At 61.0% G+C, this 18,941-nt stretch carries 14 protein-coding genes; 5 read left to right on the top strand and 9 right to left on the bottom strand.

Translation table 11 applies throughout. The features are described from left to right. From AC13C0_RS11580 to AC13C0_RS11570, 3 genes are all read left to right on the top strand, one after another. The coding region (locus tag AC13C0_RS11580; protein WP_482954409.1) for a hypothetical protein at positions 1-181 on the top strand (181 nt) is incomplete at its 5' end. Between the two features lie 163 nt (positions 182-344). Then, positions 345-1,442 (top strand): efflux RND transporter periplasmic adaptor subunit, encoded by a 1,098-nt coding sequence (locus AC13C0_RS11575; protein ID WP_117618582.1) that lies wholly within the window; start codon positions 345-347, stop codon positions 1,440-1,442. Continuing rightward, entirely contained in the window at positions 1,442-4,537 is a 3,096-nt protein-coding gene (locus tag AC13C0_RS11570; RefSeq protein WP_117618583.1) for an efflux RND transporter permease subunit, read from the top strand. Before AC13C0_RS11575 ends, AC13C0_RS11570 begins: the two co-directional genes overlap by 1 nt. A 66-nt stretch (positions 4,538-4,603) precedes the next feature. Here the strand turns inward: AC13C0_RS11570 and AC13C0_RS11565 are convergent, their stop codons facing one another. The 9 genes from AC13C0_RS11565 to AC13C0_RS11525 form a co-directional block, all read right to left on the bottom strand. Further along, on the bottom strand, positions 4,604-5,569 hold the full coding sequence (locus AC13C0_RS11565; RefSeq protein ID WP_482954408.1) for a helix-turn-helix domain-containing protein: 966 nt from the start codon (positions 5,567-5,569) through the stop codon (positions 4,604-4,606). 113 nt (positions 5,570-5,682) lie between these two features. Continuing rightward, on the bottom strand, positions 5,683-7,350 hold the full coding sequence (locus AC13C0_RS11560; protein ID WP_482954407.1) for a putative bifunctional diguanylate cyclase/phosphodiesterase: 1,668 nt from the start codon (positions 7,348-7,350) through the stop codon (positions 5,683-5,685). Between the two features lie 258 nt (positions 7,351-7,608). Then, entirely contained in the window at positions 7,609-9,939 is a 2,331-nt protein-coding gene (locus tag AC13C0_RS11555; RefSeq protein ID WP_303285896.1) for a heavy metal translocating P-type ATPase, read from the bottom strand. A gap of 76 nt (positions 9,940-10,015) precedes the next feature. Next, positions 10,016-10,639, bottom strand: coding sequence for a hypothetical protein (locus AC13C0_RS11550; RefSeq protein WP_303285899.1), 624 nt, complete (start codon positions 10,637-10,639; stop codon positions 10,016-10,018). A gap of 122 nt (positions 10,640-10,761) precedes the next feature. Next, positions 10,762-11,172 carry a diacylglycerol kinase gene (locus AC13C0_RS11545; RefSeq protein ID WP_303285901.1) on the bottom strand — a complete coding sequence of 137 codons (411 nt, stop codon included), beginning with the start codon at positions 11,170-11,172 and terminating at the stop codon, positions 10,762-10,764. A 111-nt stretch (positions 11,173-11,283) separates the two neighbouring features. Then, positions 11,284-11,634: a P-II family nitrogen regulator gene (locus AC13C0_RS11540; RefSeq protein ID WP_303285903.1), complete on the bottom strand. Its 351-nt coding sequence runs from the start codon at positions 11,632-11,634 to the stop codon at positions 11,284-11,286. Then, the gene (locus AC13C0_RS11535) at positions 11,601-14,693 is read right to left on the bottom strand and encodes an efflux RND transporter permease subunit (RefSeq protein ID WP_482954406.1); all 3,093 of its coding nucleotides are present in this window, start codon (positions 14,691-14,693) and stop codon (positions 11,601-11,603) included. Before AC13C0_RS11535 ends, AC13C0_RS11540 begins: the two co-directional genes overlap by 34 nt. Positions 14,694-14,705: 12 nt before the next feature. Next, positions 14,706-15,842, bottom strand: coding sequence for an efflux RND transporter periplasmic adaptor subunit (locus AC13C0_RS11530; protein WP_339750980.1), 1,137 nt, complete (start codon positions 15,840-15,842; stop codon positions 14,706-14,708). A gap of 32 nt (positions 15,843-15,874) precedes the next feature. After that, the gene (locus AC13C0_RS11525; RefSeq protein WP_482954405.1) at positions 15,875-17,167 is read right to left on the bottom strand and encodes a TolC family protein; all 1,293 of its coding nucleotides are present in this window, start codon (positions 17,165-17,167) and stop codon (positions 15,875-15,877) included. A gap of 393 nt (positions 17,168-17,560) precedes the next feature. Here AC13C0_RS11525 and AC13C0_RS11520 point away from each other — a divergent pair, with 393 nt between their 5' ends. After that, a complete protein-coding gene (locus tag AC13C0_RS11520; protein WP_303285908.1) occupies positions 17,561-17,875 on the top strand; it encodes a DUF3301 domain-containing protein in 315 nt (104 codons plus the stop codon). A gap of 139 nt (positions 17,876-18,014) precedes the next feature. Next, entirely contained in the window at positions 18,015-18,941 is a 927-nt protein-coding gene (locus AC13C0_RS11515; RefSeq protein ID WP_303285909.1) for an esterase/lipase family protein, read from the top strand.

Below are 18,941 nucleotides of genomic sequence, written 5' to 3'. Positions count from 1 at the left end.
ATTGTCACCTCCGCGGGTTTTTGGTTGTTCTTTTGTTTCAATGGCTTGCGACAAAGAATACCATTTTCCGCTGGAGGTTTCCCTCTCGGTTACTGAATTTTCCTGTTTAATATCAGCTTTTTATGTTTATGGATGGAAACTAGCTAGAAATACTTACAACCCGGTGACAATGGCGACCTGAATTTTGTAGGATGCTATGCTTTGTCAAACATGAATGATTCACGTATTCAATCAGTCCGTCGTCGGGCAATGGATCGGCAAGGGAGCACAGATCGCCAGCCTCCCTGTATATTCACCGATACTTGAATCGCAACGGCCGGACTCAGATTTCCAGGACCTGAACTATGCGCACTGCTTCCCGCTTTCTGATCGTCATCATTTTCCTCGGCGTGGTGTTCGGAGGTATCTTCGGCTACAAGTTCTACCAGTTTGGCCAGATGCAGGAGCAGATGTCCCAGCCCCAGCCGCCCGCCCAGATCTCCGCAACCAAGGCACAGACCGAAAGCTGGACACCCGCCATCAAGGCGGTGGGCAGCATTGAGGCGGTTAACGGCATTGAGGTTGCCAACGAGGTGCCCGGTGTTGTTGAGACCATCAATTTCGAGTCCGGTGACGTGGTTAAACAGGGCGACATATTGATCCGCATCGATGCCGCCATCGATGAGGCGGCCCTGCGCACACGCCGCGCCGAGGCACAACTGGCGGAGCAGGAGTTCAAGCGGGTTTCCGACCTGCTTCCCAGGCGCGCCGTTTCCCAGTCCCAGTACGATGAATCCAAGGCCAACTTCGATGCCGCCCGGGCCCGGGTTAACGAAGCCGAGGCCCAGCTCAGCAAGAAAATCATCCGCGCTCCGTTCGATGGCACCCTCGGCATCCGGATGGTCGACCAGGGCGAATACATTGCCACCGGCACCCCTATTGTCGAGATCAACATGCTTGATCCGATCTATGTGGATTACACCCTGTCTGAGAAAAACCTGCCAAACGCGAAGCCGGGTTATGCGGTGGTCGCCAAAGTGGCGGCGGTGCCCGAACAGGATTTCGAGGGCGCGGTCAGCGCCATCAACACGTCGGTCAACCCGGAGACCCGGACCGTTCGCGTTCGCGCCACCCTGGATAATCCCGAGAGCCTGCTGCGCCCGGGCATGTTTGCAACGGTCCTGACCCGACAACCGGGAGACAATGACGTGGTAACCGTGCCGCGGACCGCAATCTCCTATAACACCTACGGCGACTTCGTGTTTGTTGTTGAGGAAAACGACGAGGGTAATCTGGTCGTCAGCCGACGCACCGTCACCACCGGTGAGACCCGGAACACCCGCGTCGCCGTGCTTTCCGGCCTGGAAGCGGGTGAGACCATTGTCGCCAAGGGACTGCTGCGGCTGCGCGCCGGGCAAAAGGTCGCCATTCAGGACGAAGAGCCGCAGGAGGCACCTGAGTAATGCGCTTCACTGACATTTTTATCCACCGCCCGGTACTGGCGACGGTGGTCAGCCTGCTGATTCTGCTCCTTGGCGCAAGGGCCGCCATGGAAATGGAGATCCGGCAGTATCCGGAACTCGAGAGCACCACTGTGACGGTGACAACCGCCTATCCGGGTGCCAGCTCAGATCTGATCAAGGGCTTTATCACCACCCCCCTGCAACAGGCGATAGCGGAAGCCAGTGGTATCGACTACCTGACCTCCACCAGTTCCCAGGGCATCTCCACCATCGAAGCCAAGATGGTGCTGAACTATGACGCCAATGCGGCCCTGGCGGAGATTCAGGCCAAAGTGGCCAGCCAGCGCAATGTGCTGCCTGCCGAAGCCGAGGACCCGGTGATCACCTCTACCACCGGCGATTCCACGGCGCTGATGTACATTGCCTTCTACAGTACCGAGCTGGCAGTGCCCCAGATCACCGATTACCTGACCCGGGTTGTCCAGCCCCGGCTTCAGGCGCTCTCCGGTGTCGGTAAAGCCGAGCTGCTGGGCCGGAAATTCGCCCTTCGGGTCTGGCTGGACCCCGAACGCCTGGCCGCCGTGGATATGACACCCCCGGAAGTGGTGGCGAGGCTGCGTGCCAACAACTATCAGGCCGCCGTAGGCAACACCAAGGGCACCTACACCGAAATCAGCATGACCAGCGACACCGATGTGGCGGACCCGGACCAGTTCCGGAATCTGGTCATCAAACAGGCCGATGGCACCCAGATCCGCCTGCAGGATATTGCCCGTGTCGAGCTGGGCTCGGAAACCTATGATCAGTTGGCCCTGTACAAAGGGCAGCCAGCCACCTACGTGGCCATTGAACTGGCCCCCGGCGCCAACCCGCTGACCGTCGCAGGCCTGGTAAAGGGCGAACTGCCGGATATCGAGAGCCAGTTACCCTCCGGCCTGAACGTGCGACTGGCCTATGACGCCTCGGACTTCATTGAGGACTCCATCAATGAGGTGATCCAGACGCTGCTGGAGGCCATGATCATCGTTCTGGTGGTGGTATTCCTGTGTCTCGGCTCGGTACGCGCATCCATCGTGCCTTCCGTCGCCGTGCCACTGTCATTGATCGGTGGCGCCTTCATCATGCTGATGTTCGGTTTCTCGCTGAACCTGCTCACCCTGCTGTCCCTGGTGCTGGCCATCGGCCTGGTGGTGGATGACGCCATCATCATGGTTGAGAACGTGCACCGCCACATCGAGCAGGGCGAATCCCGCTTTGAGGCGGCAATCAATGGCGCGCGGGAGATGGCGGTGCCGATCATTGCCATGACCACAACGCTGGTGGCGGTTTATGCCCCCATTGGCTTTATGGGTGGCCTGGTCGGTTCACTGTTCACGGAGTTTGCCTTCACCCTGGCCGGCACCGTTGTCATTTCAGGCATTGTCGCCCTGACACTCTCGCCCATGCTGTCAGGGAAGGTGCTGAAGCCTCACGGTAACTCCGGGAAATTCGAGAGCCTGGTCGAGCGCAGCTTCAACGGCCTGGCGGCGGGTTACAAGTCTGCCCTGAGTTCACTGATGCAGACCAGGTCGGTGGTGGTGTTCTTTGCAATCGTGGTACTTGTGTCCATCTACTTCATGGTAACGATGAGCCAGAACGAACTGGCACCCACCGAGGATCAGGGCATTCTGTTCTATCAGGGCCTCGGGCCCCAGACCTCAACCCTCGACTACCTGCTGGAGCATGGTGATGAAATTCAGGAACGCATGTCTGCCGTTCCGGGGTACAACGAAGACTTCATGATCATCGGCATCACCGGCCCCAACGCGGTATTCGGTGGCTTCAAGATGGCGCCCTGGAGCGAACGGGACATCAGCCAGTTCGAAGCCCAGCCGCTGCTGGACGCTGAGCTGAAAAAGGTAACCGGTCTGCAGACCGCCGTATTCCCGCGGCCGTCCCTGCCTGGCTCCGGTGGCGGGTTGCCCTTCCAGTTCGTGATCACCACGGGCAGCAGTTACGAGCAACTGGACCAGGTGGCCGACGAGATGCTGGGTAAGGCCATGGCCAGTGGCAACTTTATGTTCCTGCAGAAGTCCATCAACTTCGACCGCCCGATTACCCGCATCAATGTGGACCGGGACCGGGTTGCGGATCTGGGTCTGTCGATGCAGGACGTTGGCCAGAGCCTGTCGAGCATGCTGGGAGGCGGTTACATCAACCGGTTCAGTATGGAAGGACGGTCCTATCAGGTTATTCCGCAGGTTGACCAGCAGTTCCGTCTGGACGCCCAGGCGCTCAATGAGTACTACATCCGTGCCGATAACGGTGCACTGGTACCACTGGGGAGTGTCGTGAGCTTCAGCCAGCAGGTTGAGCCGTCAAACCGGACCCAGTTCAATCAGCAGAACTCGCTGACCCTCCAGGGTGTGGTCATGCCCGGCGTTGCCGCCGGTAGCGCCATGGATTTCATGGAACGTACGGCGGAAGAGGTTTTCCCCCAGGGCTTCACGTATGACTACACCGGTCAGAGCCGCCAGCTTGCCACTCAGGGCAGCGCCCTGATGGTGACCTTCTTCCTGTCGCTGCTGGTGATCTACCTGGTTCTGGCGGCCCAGTTCGAGAGCTGGCGCGATCCGTTCATCATTCTGGTCTCGGTACCCATGTCGGTGGCCGGCGCCATGGCGTTTATCGTGCTCGGCTTCGCCACCATGAACATCTACACCCAGGTCGGGCTGATCACGCTGATCGGCGTGGTGTCCAAGAACGGCATCCTGATTGTCGAGTTTGCCAATCAGCTGCAAAAGGAACGTGGGCTGAACAAGTTTGATGCCGTGGTGGAAGCCGCCGCGATCCGTCTGCGGCCGATCATTATGACGTCCCTGGCGCTGATCTTTGCCATGGTGCCCCTGTTGATTGCGATCGGCCCGGGCGCGGAAAGCCGCTTTGCCATTGGCCTGACCATCAGTGCCGGCCTGGGTATCGGCACGCTGTTTACCATCTTCGTACTGCCCGCGTTCTATATCCTGCTGGGGCGGGACCACCATGGTTCGGGAGCCGACGAGTACTCGGACACGTCCGATGGTGACGATAACGGTAAGCCGGCAACGGCTCACTAAATCCGGCAACTGGAAAAACCCCGGCCACCATTCAGTGAGCCGGGTTCTTTATTGCCGTTCCGGAATTCAGTCCAGCGCCGGGGCCGGGGCAGAGACTGGCTTCCGGTGCCGGAGGTTGCGACGCCACTGCACGGTCTCACTGGGCAGCTCTCCAAAATGCTCCCGATAGAGGGCCGCGAACCGGCCAAGGTGAGAGAAACCCTCATCAGCTGCATACCAGGAAATATGGGGCACCTCACACTGGCAGTCCACCAGCCTGCGCCGCACCCTGATCAACCGGTTGCGCTGGTAAAACCGGTAGGGCGTCGTCCCGGTTTCCCGCTTCATCAGGTAGTAGAGGTTTCGCTCGCTGACGCCGGAATGGCTGGCCAGCTCCCGCAGGTTGAAGTCCCAGGCAGGTTCCTGCCGGATTTTTTCGATCATCCGGACTATCCGGCGATCAAGTCCGGGGCGTCCGCGAGGTGGCGCGCCCTCATTGCTCGCCGTCGCCGCCAGTTGTCGGAAGAGGTCATCGGTCAGCTCTCTTGCGTGAGCGTCGTCCCTGAAAAAGGGCGAGTTAAGCAGATACGCCGTGATCAGATCCTGGCAGTCGGCAAGGCGTTTGCCGCCTTCGTCTCTGATCAGGCTGTCCGGAATTCCGGCTGCCGGCCGGAGAATCATGACCCGGCCATTCCGGGGCAGGCGCAGCCTGAACCGGTCTGAGGATCGGGCAGCCGTTAAATGCAGCATGGGCTGCCCCGGCTTGCCCTGCAGAGCGATCTCCGGGTCGCCGGCCAGCGGCAGCAGAAACACCGGATCTGACGCACTCCAGCAAGTGATCTCCATGGCCTGACTGGCCTGGATACAAACCACCCTGCCCAGACCGGACGTCAGTGCCGACAGGGCACCAGCCGTGCCACTGCCTGAGTGCAGCTGACACTCCACACCATCCCAACCAGAGAGCTTTCGCAGGGCGACAAGCCACTCTCCGGGAAACGCCCGGTTGAGTCGCAGATAGGCATCAAGTTCTTGATCGGGTGCTTTGTTTGGCATAAGTTTCGGGAGGAAAGTGGTTTTTACCCACTATCAGGGCAACCCGGGCGTTTCCAGTAGCCAGATGTTGCAAAACCCCCTGAAACCGGCGCTTTTTTTGCCTGTTATTGATGTTAATCAACCAGTGCACTGCCCAATGCCTGCCAGGGCAACGGTCTGGCCATTAGAAATCCCTGTCCCCGGTGGCACTTCAGTTCACGCAACCGGCTGTGCTGATCCTCGCTCTCGATGCCCTCTGCAACCACCTCCAGGCCAAGGGCCTCGGCAATCCCCAGAATCGCCGCGACAATCCGCGAATCCCCGGACTTGCCGCCAAGCCGCCAGGTGAACTGCCGGTCAATCTTGAGCACCTGAACCGGCAGGGTATGAAGGTAAGCCAGTGACGAGTAACCGGTCCCGAAATCATCAATTGCCACACCCACCCCCTGATGACCGAATTCCCGCAGCCGGTTCAGGCATTGCGGGGAAAGGTTCATCAGGTGGGTTTCGGTAATCTCGATTTCCGGCCGCCAGCCTATCCGCCGAATGCGGCAAAAGAGCGGACCAAGCAGCCCCTCCAGACGTGAATCGGTGATCTGACGGGCGGAGATATTGATTGCCAGCCGAAGGTCCCGGGGCAGCAATCCCGGGGAATCCGGGAGGTCGGCGAGGATACAGCGCACCAAATGCCCCGTCAGCTCGTGAATATGACCACGCTGTTCGGCAATAGGGACAAACTCGGCGGGCGAGACAACGCCAAACTCCGGATGCCGCCAGCGCAGCAGCGCCTCCAGTCCCGCGATGCGACCACTGTCAAGCCAATACTGGGGCTGGTAGACCACACTGAATTCTTCCGGAGCGGTTTTCAGGGAAGCCATCAGGGCCTCCGACAGGCGCTGTTCACGCCGGCCCTGCTCCGTAGCCACTTCGCTGTAGAGGCGGTAACAGGCCCGGCCAGCGAGCTTTGCCGTGTACATGGCCCTGTCTGCGTTCTGCAGCAACTCACTGCCTGTTTTGCCGTGCTCCGGATAAACCGCCGCGCCAACAGACGCTGAAAGAAAATACTCACGGTGATCGACCACCATCGGGGCCTGGAAAATGTGGATCATGCGTTGACAGACACCGTCCAGATCGTCCCCGGACTGCAACTCTATAATGGCCGAAAACTCATCGCCCGACAGCCTCGCCACCACGTCACCCCTTCTCAGAACGCTCTGGATACAGTAGGCGGCGTGCTGCAGCACGCGATCCCCGCATTCGTGGCCGTGGAGATCATTAACCGACTTGAAGAAATCAAGATCCACAAACAGCACGGCGAACCGGCGACTGTCACGGGCGCGCTGGGCCACACGGGCCTTGAGGAACTCCTGGAACAGGGCGCGGTTCGGCAGCTCGGTGAGGGGGTCGTAGTAAGCCAGCGAGGCCAGACGCTCGTCGCCCGCCGCCACATCGCCAACATCCGTGAACACACCGGCCCAGAATCGACGATTTCCCCGCTCCACGGGATAGATTGTCAGCCACTGGGGATAAGTCTCACCGCTCTTTCGGCGGTTCCAGATCAGTCCCTCCCAGCGACCGTGTCGCTCAAGGCTTTCCCACATAGCCTGATAGAACTCGGGCGAGTGCAAGCCCGAACTCAGTAACGAAGGTGACTGTCCGAGAACCTCATCTGCCTGGTATCCGGTGACAGCGCGAAACATCCTATTGACGTAGGCGATTCGTGGTTCTGTCGTGGACAGCATGATCGCCCTGGGATGGTTATCCACCAGCGTCCTGAAATCCTGTTGTTGTACTACCTGCATCCGCCGCTTTCTCCTTTCAGCGAACCCTGAACCCGATCCTGACAGTTCAGGCACCAGCTTAAGCTGTATATGTCGCCACCATAGCCACATATTGCAAAAACAGCGGAGTTCAGACCAAAGAACGAGAAAAACTGAGGATTCATTCAATTATTGCAATAACCGGTAACCGGATATCCAAGCGCCCGGGTGCGGTTGATAAACAGACAGATATCGCGACTCAGCCATCAATCATGGTGCCATGCTCTCTTCCCCCAACCGTCACACAGCTCGTTCCGGGTAACCCAGCAGGCGCAGGGCGTTGAACACCACCACCAGCGTCGAGCCCTCATGGACGATGACCGCCGGGCCGATACCCGCTAGGCCAGTAAGTGTTGCAGGGATCAACAGCGCCACGATTCCGAGCGAAAGCCATAAGTTCTGGCGAATGATGTGCCGGGCGGCGCGTGACAGGCCCACGGCGAACGGCAGCTTTGACAGGTCGTCAGCCATCAGGGCGACATCCGCTGTCTCCAGTGCCACGTCGGTACCGGCACCGCCCATGGCGATACCCACCGTGGCGCGCGCCAGCGCCGGCGCGTCGTTGACACCGTCGCCGATCATGGCCACCTGACCTTCGCGCCGCAGCAATTCATCGACCGCTGCAACCTTGTCCTCGGGTAACAGGCTGGCACGCACTTCGTCCAGGCCGACAGCCTGGCCGATGGCCTGACCTACCCGTTCGTTGTCGCCGGTCAGCATGATGGTCTTGCGGATACCCAGGCGGTGCAGTCGCGCCAACATCTCAGCCACACCCTCCCGCGGCGTGTCGGCCAGGGCCAACACGCCCAGAAAACGATCACCGGCCTGAACCACCATGGTGGTCTTACCCTCGGCCTCCAGGCGGCTAACCGTGTCGCGCACCGAGCCAGGAATCGCCACGCCGTCAAACAACTTAAGGTTGCCGATACTGACGGTCTTGCCGTCAAGTTGCGCGCGCACGCCCTTGCCAGTCACGGACTCCACGTCACCGGCCTCTGCCCAGTGCAGGCCCCGCGCCTGCGCGGCGGCGACGATAGCCAGGGCCAGGGGATGACCGCTACGGCTCTCCACCGCCGTCGCGGTCGCGAGCAGCATGGCTTCATCGCCTTCGAAGGCCACCACGTCAGTCACCGCCGGTTCGCCGCGGGTGACAGTGCCGGTCTTGTCGAAAGCGATGGCACGCAGGGTGCCGAGATTCTCCAGGTGCGCGCCGCCCTTGATCAGCACCCCACCGCGCGCTGCGCGCGCCACCCCCGACAGCACCGCCGCCGGCGTAGCGATAGCCAGCGCGCAGGGCGAGGCCGCCACCAGCACCGCCATGGCGCGGTAAAAGGATTCGGCGAACGGAAAACCGAACAACGGCGGTACGGCAATAAGCAAGGCCGCACCGACCAGCACCACGGGTACAAAGATGCGTTCGAAACGCTCGGTGAAGCGCTGGGTCGGCGAGCGCTGGGCGCCCGCTTCGGCGACCAGCTTCACCATACGGCTCAGGGTGCTTTCGCGGGCCAGGCGGGTGACCCGAATCTCCAGGGTCGCCTCACCGTTGACGGTGCCGGCAAACACCGCATCGCCCGCCTGCTTGTCCACGGGCATGGATTCACCGGTAATGGGTGCCTGGTCGACGGCGGAGACGCCGGCCAGCACTTCGCCGTCGGCGGGGATGCGCTGGCCGGGCTTGACGATGACCCGCTCCTCGCGCGCCAGCGCCTCCACCGGCACTTCCTCCTCGCCGCCGTCGCGGCGCACAAGCGCCGTTTTCGGCGCCATCTCCGCCAGCGCCTCGATGGCGCGGCGTGCTCGGCCCATGGCGGTATGTTCCAGTGCATGGCCCAGGCTGAACAGAAACAACAGCAATGCGCCCTCTGCCCAGGCGCCAAGCGCGGCGGCACCGGCGGCGGCGATGATCATCAGGGTGTCGATATCAAAACGGCCCTGGCGCAGACTCTGCCAGGCATCACGCAGCGCGAAGAAGCCGCCTGTGATATAGGCACCGACGAACAGAGCCAAGGACAGTGCGGCGGGTGCCGCCGTAAATTCCAGCAACCAGCCGACGAGCAGTAACAACCCGGCAGCCAGGCTCAGAAGCAGCTCGCGGTGCTCGGCCCACCAACCCGGTGCCTGACCTTTTTCAATCACGCCATAACCCAACGCCCGTATACGTTCCCGCACGGCATCGAGCGAGGTCTTTTCGGTATCGAACTCCAGACGCAGCCGCTCCGCACCGTAACTGACGCTCGCCTCCAGCACGCCGTCCATGCGCTCCAGGGCATGTTCAATCACGGTCGCGCAGGTGGGGCAATCCATGCCGTCTATGCGCAGGCTTTCATGATGATAACGCTTGCCGATCCGGACGCCGGCCGCCTGCACCAGGCTGCGCACCTGACTGACGCTGAACTGCTCGAGATCATAGTGCAGGCACAGGCGCGCCGCACCGTCTTCGTCAACCACATGCGCTTTCGCCAGCCCCTCGGCTTCGAGCAATTCAGTCAGGCGCCCGACACAGGCGTCCCGCTCATCCGGGGCCTCGGGCAAGGCCAGGTCCAAATCCAGGGTCAATTTCTCATTCATATGAACCTCCGGTGCATTCCACCTGCCTCCGTAAGCTGTCGAACGATTGGCCGGTAGCAGATAAACCAAGCGGCCATCAGCGATCCGCCCGGGTTATTAACCGCAGCTCTACCCGTCCGTCTGATCGGCGCGTGAGCGTGAGATCGACAGCTTCCCCGGCGCGCACGAAGCGGTGTTGCTCCGCCTCGGGTGCAGCCGTAATGACCTCTTGGGTGTACCCGGCGGCAGCGAAGCCCTGGGTGTAATACTTCAACACCGCCTCGAATGACGCGCGTCCGCTATAGCGCGCCTCCAGTGTTTTTGCGTCGCGTGCGAAATAGGTGCGCACCAGCCCGGGAAAACGTGGCACCGGGCCGATATCGACGCCGCTGACATCATTGGCCGGAAGCGCCTCGCTTTCTCCCGGCAGCCAACGGTCAAGCTGCTGCTTCACACCCGGCGCCCACTGTTCCACCTCCTTCTTGAGTCCCGGCGCCGACTGTTCGAACTGGGTGATGGCGCCGCCGGCCAGACGTTTGCCCGCCTCGCTCATCGCCGGCGCCTCGGCCCACAGCCAGGACAATAGCGCCATGCCGGCCCAGAACAAAAGTGCGACGAAACCGAGCGCCACCGCGACGAATATCAGCCAGGTGCGGGTGCGAATCGTACACAACCTCGATACGGCCCGCTCCAACGGGATGAATTTGTTCAAATCCTTCATACGTCACACCCCAAAAAGATAACCATGAAACGCCACGCCAACAGTCACGGAAAGCTCCGGACATTGCCCCAAACAACCATAGCGGCGCACCTTTGAATTCTTCCTGCCGCGGTTATCGGGCGTCACCGGCGTATGATTGCCGAAAACAAGTCGGTCCCGGTAAGCAGCTCATACAAGACAATAGTGAGGACAACATACCAGATAAAAATAGCGATAAACGTGGCGCCGGCCGCCATATCCTTGATTTGTTTAATCCTCAGGTCATGGTCCGCTTGTACGTAATCGCACAGGGACTCAATGGCGGTATTAAGCACCTCCGCGACCAGCATCAGGCCGGTCACGGCGAGCACGAACAGAAAATGAAACAGCGTCTCGAACAGCCCAGCCAGCGCAAGAAACATCACTGACAGGACCAGCTTGTAGCGCACACTGAAGTCCTTGAGCACTGCGTTCGAGACGCCCGAGAGGGCGATGCGTATCTTGCGCACGGGATGGTACCCCGTGCCGGCACGGCGCGAATAGGGTTCGCTCATACTGCTTTACCCTCTAAACATGCGGCTTTCACTCACCCGGCCGGAGCGCCTGGCCGCGACCAGGACAAAACCTGGCGCCGGGAGACGCTTCCGCGCCACGGCACCGGCCTTTCAGTGGTCGTCGATGGGCAGCGCCGCCTGGATCTCGCTGATGTAGATCCAGCCCGCCCTGGATTGACCGGTCCTGGCGTTGTCCCGAATGAGGCGCACCGCCTCGGTGGCGCTGCTCTCGTCCTCGCAGACCAGCTCCAGCTTGACCTCGGTGATGATCTCCGCGCCCAGCTCGATGGAGTAGTTACGCTCCTGTTCGTCCAGCGCAGCGAGCATGCCCTTGACGTCAACCACCGACAGATTGGTGTAGCCCGCGCCCCTCAGGGCGCGAACTACGTCGGCGGCGCGATTGCGGTGAATGAAGGCCTTGATCTCTTTCATGGGTTTTTCTCCTTTCTGGATTCGAGCCATTCGTAGATGACCGGCAGTAGTACTAACGTTAGCAGGGTGGAGGTGATGAGCCCGCCCACCACCACGGAGGCCAGCGGCCGTTGGGTCTCAGCGCCCACTCCGGTGGAGAGCAGCATCGGGATCAGGCCGAGGATGGCCACGCTGGCCGTCATCAGCACCGGCCGCAGCCTCATCTCACAGCCGCGGCGCACCGCCTCGGCGACGCTCAGGCCCCTCTCGCGCAGCTCGTTGATGAAGCTCACCAGCACGATACCGTTCAGCATCGCCACACCGAACACGGCAATGAAACCGATGGCCGAGGGGACGGACAGATACTGGCCACTGATGAACAGCGCCACCAGGCCACCAATGGTCGCGAACGGTACGTTGGCGATGATGAGCGTGGCGTATTTCATCGAGTTGAAGGCGGTGTACAGCAACACGAAGATGAAAAAGATGGTCAATGGGACGATGATGGCCAGCCGCTTGAGAGCACGCTGCTGGTTCTCGAAGGCTCCACCCCACTCGATCCAGTAGCCGGGCGGTAGTTTCACCTGCTGCTCGATGGCGGCATTGGCATCTTTCACGAAGCCGTCCACGTCGCGGCCGCGCACGTCCATCTGAATCACCGCGTAGCGTTGTAATTGCTCGCGGCGCACGAAGGAATAGCCCTCCGCCGTGGTCACCTCGGCCACCTTGCCAAGCGGCACGATGGCACCGGCGGCCGTGCGTAACGGGATGTCACGGATGGCCTGTACCGAAGCCTTGGAGGCATCCGCGATACGCGCGGTGATGTCGAAGCGCTTGACGCCATCGATCAGTGTCGACACAGGCTGGTTACCGATGCCGGTGCGCACCACGGTGAACACGTCGTCCGCATTGAGTCCATAGCGGGCCAATGCTTCCCGGTCCACCTTGATACGGATCTGCGGCTTGCCGAGGTTGGCTTCCAGCGCCAGATCGGCCACACCGGGCACCTTGGCGACGGCATTCTTGATCTCGTTACTCAAGCGGTCGAGTTCGCCCAGATCCTCACCGTAGAGTTTGGCGGCCAGGGTAGAGCGCACGCCGGAGATCAGTTCTTCCACCCGCATCTGGATAGGCTGGGTAAAGGCGATGACGGAAGTGGGCACGGTTTTCTCCAGTTCCTCGCGCATGGCCTCGGCCAGTTCCTCGACCGAACGTTCCCGCTCTTCCTTGGGCTTGAGCCCGGTGTAGATCTCCATGTAGTTCACGTCCGCGGTCTCACCCTTCTCGGCGCGGCCGATCATGGCGATGGTGGTTTCGACTTCCGGAAACTCGCCCAACGTCTTTTCGATCTTCTTGGAGATCTCGATGGATTGTTCCAGGGAGGTGGAAGGGATCGAGGTCACCCGCCACATGATGGAGCCCTCCTGCAACTGCGGCATGAACTCCTTGCCCAACAGCGGGAACAGCGCCAGGCTTGCGACCAGCAGCACTATGGCACTGACCACCACGGTCTTCTTGTTGGCCAGCGACCAGGCCAACAGCGGCAGGTAGCCACGCTTGACCCAACGCACCAGCAACGTGTCGCGTTCCTCCTTGGGCTTGAGAATCAACGCCGCCAGCACCGGAATGATCGTGAGCGTCAACAGCAGCGAGCCAGCCATGGCAAAGCTGATGTTGAAAGCCATGGGCTTGAACAACTTGCCTTCCAACCCTTGCAGGCTGAACAGCGGCAGGAACACCACGATAATAATAATGATGGCGAACGTGATGGGATTGGCGACTTCACGCGCTGCTGTCAGCACCGCGGCGCTACGGTCGACCTTTTCGCCCTTCTCGCGCCATTCGGCCATGATGCGGAAGGCGTTTTCGGTCATCACCACCGCACCGTCCACCATCATGCCGATGCCGATCGCCAGCCCCGCCAACGACATCAGGTTGGCCGACAGCCCCATCTGCTCCATAAAAATGAAGGCAATCAGCATAGCCAGCGGCAGCGCCGCGATCACCACAATGGCCGAACGCAGCTCACCGAGGAACAGGAACAACACAATAGCCACCAGAATAGAGCCCTCGATCAGCGCCCGTTCGGCAGTCGAGACAGCCTTCTCCACCAGTTCGGTGCGCTCGTAGACAGGCTCGATCTTCACGTTATCAGGCAACGCCGACTGAGCGATGGCCACTTTTTTCTTGACCTCTTTAACCACGTCAGCAGCGTTGGTACCGATGCGCGCCAGCGTCATACCCAGCACCACCTCTTTACCGTCACGGGTCACGGCGCCGAAACGCAACGCCGGCGCCTGCTCGATCATGGCAATATTGCGCAAGTACACCGGGGTTCCGTCAACCACCTTGACCATGATATTGCCGATATCGCGCTCGTCGGCCACCAGTCCCAGCCCGCGCACCAGGTATTGCTCTGGACCGAGATTGACGTACTGCCCGCCCACCTGGCGGTTATTGGCCTCGATGACGGCCATCACCTCTTTATACCCTAAGCCGTACTTGATCAAACGCAAGGGGTCGATCACCACCTGGAACTGACGCTCCTGTCCGCCCCAGGACATCACGTCATCGACCCCCGGAGCGGTGCGCAGAATCAGCCGTACGGTCCAATCCTGGATAGTACGCAAATCCATATCGCTCAGCCCCCCATTCAACTTCTCATCGGCGCGTTCCACCGTATACCAGAACACCTGGCCCAGACCTGAGGTGTTCGGCCCCATCTCCGGGCGGCCATATTCCTGCGGCATTCGGTTGCTGACTTCCTGCAGCCGCTCCATCACCAGCCGACGGGCGAAATAAATGTCCATATTGTCTTCGAAGTACACCGATACATAGGACAAGCCAAACAGACTGACCGAACGGATTTGGGTCACGCCGGGCAGGCCCGCCATGCCGGACTCCACCGGAAAGGTCAGTAACTGCTCTACGTCCTCGGCGGCCAGACCAGGCGACTCAGTGTAAATATTGACCTGCACCGGCGTTACATCCGGAAACGCGTCGATGGGAATGGTGCTGACCGCCCGCCAGCCCAGAAAACCAACCACCAGAAAAAAAATGATTACCAGAAATTTATAGCGTAACGACGCTTCAACCAGTTTATTCAGCATGATGTAACATCCTTAGTGCCCGTCGCCTTCGCCCATCTGTGATTTAAGCGCCAGGGATTTCAATAAAAACGCACCCTTGACGACAATCTCATCACCCTCGGCCAGCCCGGCTTTGATTTCGGTCCAGCCCGCACGTGTCATCCCGGTCTCCACCGGCTGCGGATGAAGTTCATCGCCCTCAACTTTAAATACCGTGGGCGAGCCCTGCATCAGCAGCACGGATTCCTGTGGAACAGCGACACGTGCCTCGCTATCAGCGGTCTCAATCAACACGTCCGCGTAGTCACCCGGCGACAACTGGCCGGCCTCGTTGTTTACCTCGATACGTACCGCCTTTGTGCGGGTGCCCTCGTCAACGCGTTGATGCAGCTGCACCACCTTGCCGTCCAGCCAGCGTTCGCCATGCACCCTCACTTGCGCACGCGTGCCAACGGTCACCTTCACCGCCTGTTCCGGGCGTAGTTGCGCGTCCACCCAGAGCCGCGAGATATCACTCACCTCGAACAGCACCCGCCCCGGCTCGACCACCTCGCCGATCACGAAGTCGTCACTGATCACCGTGCCGACCTGAGGGCTGAGCAGCTCGAAGGAGCCGGTGGCGCGGGAGGCATCGCCGTCGGCCAGGAGGCGCTCGATCTGCACCTCGGTCATGCCGTACGCGCGCACCGTGGCGTACGCGCGCTGGCGCGCCACCTGGACGGCGACATAGCGCTTATCGGACACCACCTCACGGCCGAGCTTGCGCACGCGGCTCCACTCTCGATCAGCCTCGACGAGCGCACCTTGGGCCCCGGCCATCTCGACGCTGGAGAGTGTCACCAACGGTTGGTCCTTCTCGACCTGCTCACCGAGGCGCGCGTGGCGGGCGACCACCTGGGCACCAATACGCGGCGTCACCTGGGCAGACGCGTAGGCGTTCATGCGCACCTCACCCGGAGCGATGACGGCATCGGACAGCGTGCGCCGCGCGACCCTCTCGGCACGGATTCCCTGCGCCTCCCGCTCGGCCGCCGCCATCTTCAAGGCGCCTCCTTCCTCGTGGCCGCCTGCCTCTCCGGGGCCCTGCTCGGCCAGTGCGACAGAAACCGGCAAACCCAGACCCGCGAGCATCAGGCTTAACAACAGTGCCCGTGTGAACGTTATCTTCATGTTTTGTATCTCCAGAATTCGTGCGTGAAAGTTTAAGGTTCAGCGCGCATCGCGCCGCCAAGCCAGGCATCCACCTGGCCGCTGGCCACCAGCCAGTCAGCCCAGGCCCCCCACAGGCGACCCTGGACCTCCAGGGCATTCATGCGCGTATCAAGCGTCTGGTTGAGCTGTACCAGGTAGTCCGCCGTGCTCATCTCGCCGGACCGCCAGATACGCTCTAGCAGCGCCACCTGGCTACCGAGGCTGGCCTGGCCACTGGCTTGCCAGGCCAGCCAGGCGCCGCGGCTCAGTCGATAGCGCTCGGCGGCGGACAACAACTGCGCCCGCGCCCGGCGATAGACGTCCTGCAGGGACTGTTCAGCTCGCGTCTGTTCGGCATAGGCGGCCTTTACCTCGGCCCTGAAGCTATTGCGGACATACAAGGGAATGCTAAAGGTCAGACCAGTGAGGCCATAGGCATCGCCGTTGCCGTTGCGGAAGGCACGTTCCTGGCCGGCGCGCACGCCGATCGTCGGATCGGGCCGGCGCTCGCGGCTGCGCAAGGTGACGGTGGAGCGGGCGGCGGCGACCCGCGCCTGTTGGGCGCGTAATGCCGGCAGATTCTTGAGCAGCGTGTCCGCATCGACCGTTTGCAACACGGGCAGATCATCCGGTAACAGCGGCCAGTTCCGGCGCGGGTTGCCGGTGATGGCGATGAGGGCCTGCTCTGCGTCGGCCAGATCCGAGGCCATCTGGGACAACTGGAGCGTAGCCTGGGTGTGTGCGAGGCTGGCCAGGTCCAGCTCGACCTGATTGATGTCCCCGGCCTGGCGACGCTGTTCCGCCAAATCCAGAAACCGTCGCATCAGCTCCTGGCGTTGCTGCGCGAGTCGCTGAATGTCTGCGGCGGTGTGATAGCGCCCCAGTGCAGCGAGCAACTCGCCAGCCAGCTGTTGGCGCACGGCCGCATACTCCGTCCGCACGGTATCAAGCTCGGCATCCGCCACTGCGGTGCGCGCTCCGCGTTTGTCGGCCCAGTCGATGGCCTGGCTCAGGCCCAGGGTACCGGTACGGGTCTCGGCCTGCTCGGCATTTAGCTGCAGCTCCGGGTTGTAGAGAGGCCGGCCCGCGCCCCGGGCGCGGGCCTCAGCGGCTTCCACTGCGGCGCGCGCGGCCTGCACGCCGGGGTTCCGCTCCAGCGTCTCGCTAAGCAATTGCCGCAGCACCGGCGAGGTCCGCAGGGTTGTAGGTTCATCTTGCGCTGTGGCCGTGCCAACAGCAGCAAATGACAAGAGTATGCTCAGCAGCCGGACCAGCACCGGCCACTGCATTCGCAGTGTATACATGTATTCGAAATCTCCATTCGACAGACCAAGGTTGTGCGCTCGCATACGCGCGAGGCGTTATAGCAACGGATCATAAGATGGCCGCTGCCCATGCAGCTACCAGTGCGGTCGTGGTGGTGCCGCCCAGCAATAGAACTGGCCAAGCATACTACGACAAGCCAGTCAAACCACCTTTCTTAAGTCAACGCAACTATACAACTGCCTGCCCTTAAAAAGCTTAAAAAGTCCTTAAAAAGCCCGGTTAATTACCTTCCGGTGCCGACATAAAAGCCGGCCCCCTCGAATGAGCGGAAATAGCCGGAAAACACGCAACGATTCCCCGAGCCGATGCGATAAGGTAGTCTGGCGATCAACACTCTGAATAATTGTGCACCGTGGAAGATCGCTGAAACCGTGACTCTTGGAACCCTGTTCTGGCTGTTTGTGGCCGGATTCGCTGTCTGGTACTGGTGGCGCGCCAAAGCCATCAAGGATTTCGTGCTTCAGGCCGCCCACCGCTACTGCAAGCGCATGGATGTCATGCTCCTGGACGACGCCGTATTCCTTCGGGGGCTCTGGTTCAAGCGCGATGACCAGGGCAGGCTCCGGGTATGGCGCAGGTTCCTGTTTGATTTCACCTCCACCGGTGAGGAGCGCTATACCGGCCGGATCATCATGCTCGGCCAGCGTATCCAGCACATGGAGCTGGAGCCTCACCGGTTTTCCTGAGCACTCAGCCATGCCCCGGTTTCATGCCCTCACCCAAATGGGCGATTCCCGCCCGCCCCCTTGGCCCGAATAATCGACAACGCATTGACGACCGTCGGCTTCATAACGCAGCCGTCAACAAAAACAACAGGAGTCAACCATGCGTATCCGATTTACCGCAGCAATCATGCTGGGGCTGGCCATGCTGTCCGCCTCGTTTCTCAGTCACGCCGGTTACACCCAGACCCGCTACCCCATCGTTCTGGTCCATGGCGTTACCGGCTTCAACACCATTGGTGGGCTGGTCAACTACTTCCACACCATTCCCTGGAACCTGGAACGCAGTGGCGCAAAGGTCTATACCGCCAGCGTTTCATTCGTCAACAGCAGTGAGCAACGGGGCCAGCAACTGGCCAACTATGTCAACAGCCTGGGCTATGCCAAGGTCAACCTGATGGCCCACAGTCAGGGTGCCCCCACTTCCCGGGTAACCGCCGCACTGATTCCCCAGCGGATTGCCTCGATCACCTCCATCGACGGCGTCAACAAAGGCTCCAAAGTGGCAGACGTGGTTCGCGGTATTCTTCCGCCCGGCAGCTACGTGGAGGGCGGGGCGGACGCCATTGCCAACGCCCTCGGCGGGCTGATCAACGCCCTGTCCGGCGCCAACAACCCACAAGACGGACTGGCCGCACTGGAGACCCTGACAACGCCCGGCACCACCAGCCTGAACGATGCGCTGGGGTGGAAAGGGGTTAACCGCAACGCCTGCGCCGGCACCAGCGAGGATGTGTGGATTAACGGCAACCGCATCAAATTCTTTTCCTGGACCGGCCGGGGCGTCTGGACCAACGTCTTTGACATCACCGACCCCTTCCTGGGCATTACTGCCCTGGTCTTCGGCAGCGAGCCGAACGACGGGCTGGTCGGCGTCTGTTCGACCATGATGGGTAACGTGATCGGCACCCAGTACGACATGAACCACGTGGACGCCATCAACCATCTGCTGGGCGCCCGGTCCCTGTGGACCAATCCGGTGACGCTCTACCGCACCCAAGCCAACCGCCTGAAAAACCGCGGGCTGTGA

It is taken from the genome of Marinobacter sp. B-21 (assembly GCF_056857895.1).
Note: the sequence above shows the minus strand (reverse complement) of the source record. Positions and strands in the feature narration are given on the sequence as shown.

What these genes read in the sequence shown, in the direction of transcription:
- AC13C0_RS11535 (WP_482954406.1), bottom strand. Translation starts at nt 14,693, where the DNA reads ATGCTGAATAAACTGGTTGAAGCGTCGTTACGCTATAAATTTCTGGTA.
- AC13C0_RS11555 (WP_303285896.1), bottom strand. Translation starts at nt 9,939, where the DNA reads ATGAATGAGAAATTGACCCTGGATTTGGACCTGGCCTTGCCCGAGGCC.
- AC13C0_RS11545 (WP_303285901.1), bottom strand. Translation starts at nt 11,172, where the DNA reads ATGAGCGAACCCTATTCGCGCCGTGCCGGCACGGGGTACCATCCCGTG.
- AC13C0_RS11550 (WP_303285899.1), bottom strand. Translation starts at nt 10,639, where the DNA reads ATGAAGGATTTGAACAAATTCATCCCGTTGGAGCGGGCCGTATCGAGG.
- AC13C0_RS11570 (WP_117618583.1), top strand. Translation starts at nt 1,442, where the DNA reads ATGCGCTTCACTGACATTTTTATCCACCGCCCGGTACTGGCGACGGTG.
- AC13C0_RS11575 (WP_117618582.1), top strand. Translation starts at nt 345, where the DNA reads ATGCGCACTGCTTCCCGCTTTCTGATCGTCATCATTTTCCTCGGCGTG.
- AC13C0_RS11540 (WP_303285903.1), bottom strand. Translation starts at nt 11,634, where the DNA reads ATGGCTCGAATCCAGAAAGGAGAAAAACCCATGAAAGAGATCAAGGCC.
- AC13C0_RS11530 (WP_339750980.1), bottom strand. Translation starts at nt 15,842, where the DNA reads ATGAAGATAACGTTCACACGGGCACTGTTGTTAAGCCTGATGCTCGCG.
- AC13C0_RS11565 (WP_482954408.1), bottom strand. Translation starts at nt 5,569, where the DNA reads ATGCCAAACAAAGCACCCGATCAAGAACTTGATGCCTATCTGCGACTC.
- AC13C0_RS11525 (WP_482954405.1), bottom strand. Translation starts at nt 17,167, where the DNA reads ATGTATACACTGCGAATGCAGTGGCCGGTGCTGGTCCGGCTGCTGAGC.
- AC13C0_RS11560 (WP_482954407.1), bottom strand. Translation starts at nt 7,350, where the DNA reads ATGCAGGTAGTACAACAACAGGATTTCAGGACGCTGGTGGATAACCAT.
- AC13C0_RS11515 (WP_303285909.1), top strand. Translation starts at nt 18,015, where the DNA reads ATGCGTATCCGATTTACCGCAGCAATCATGCTGGGGCTGGCCATGCTG.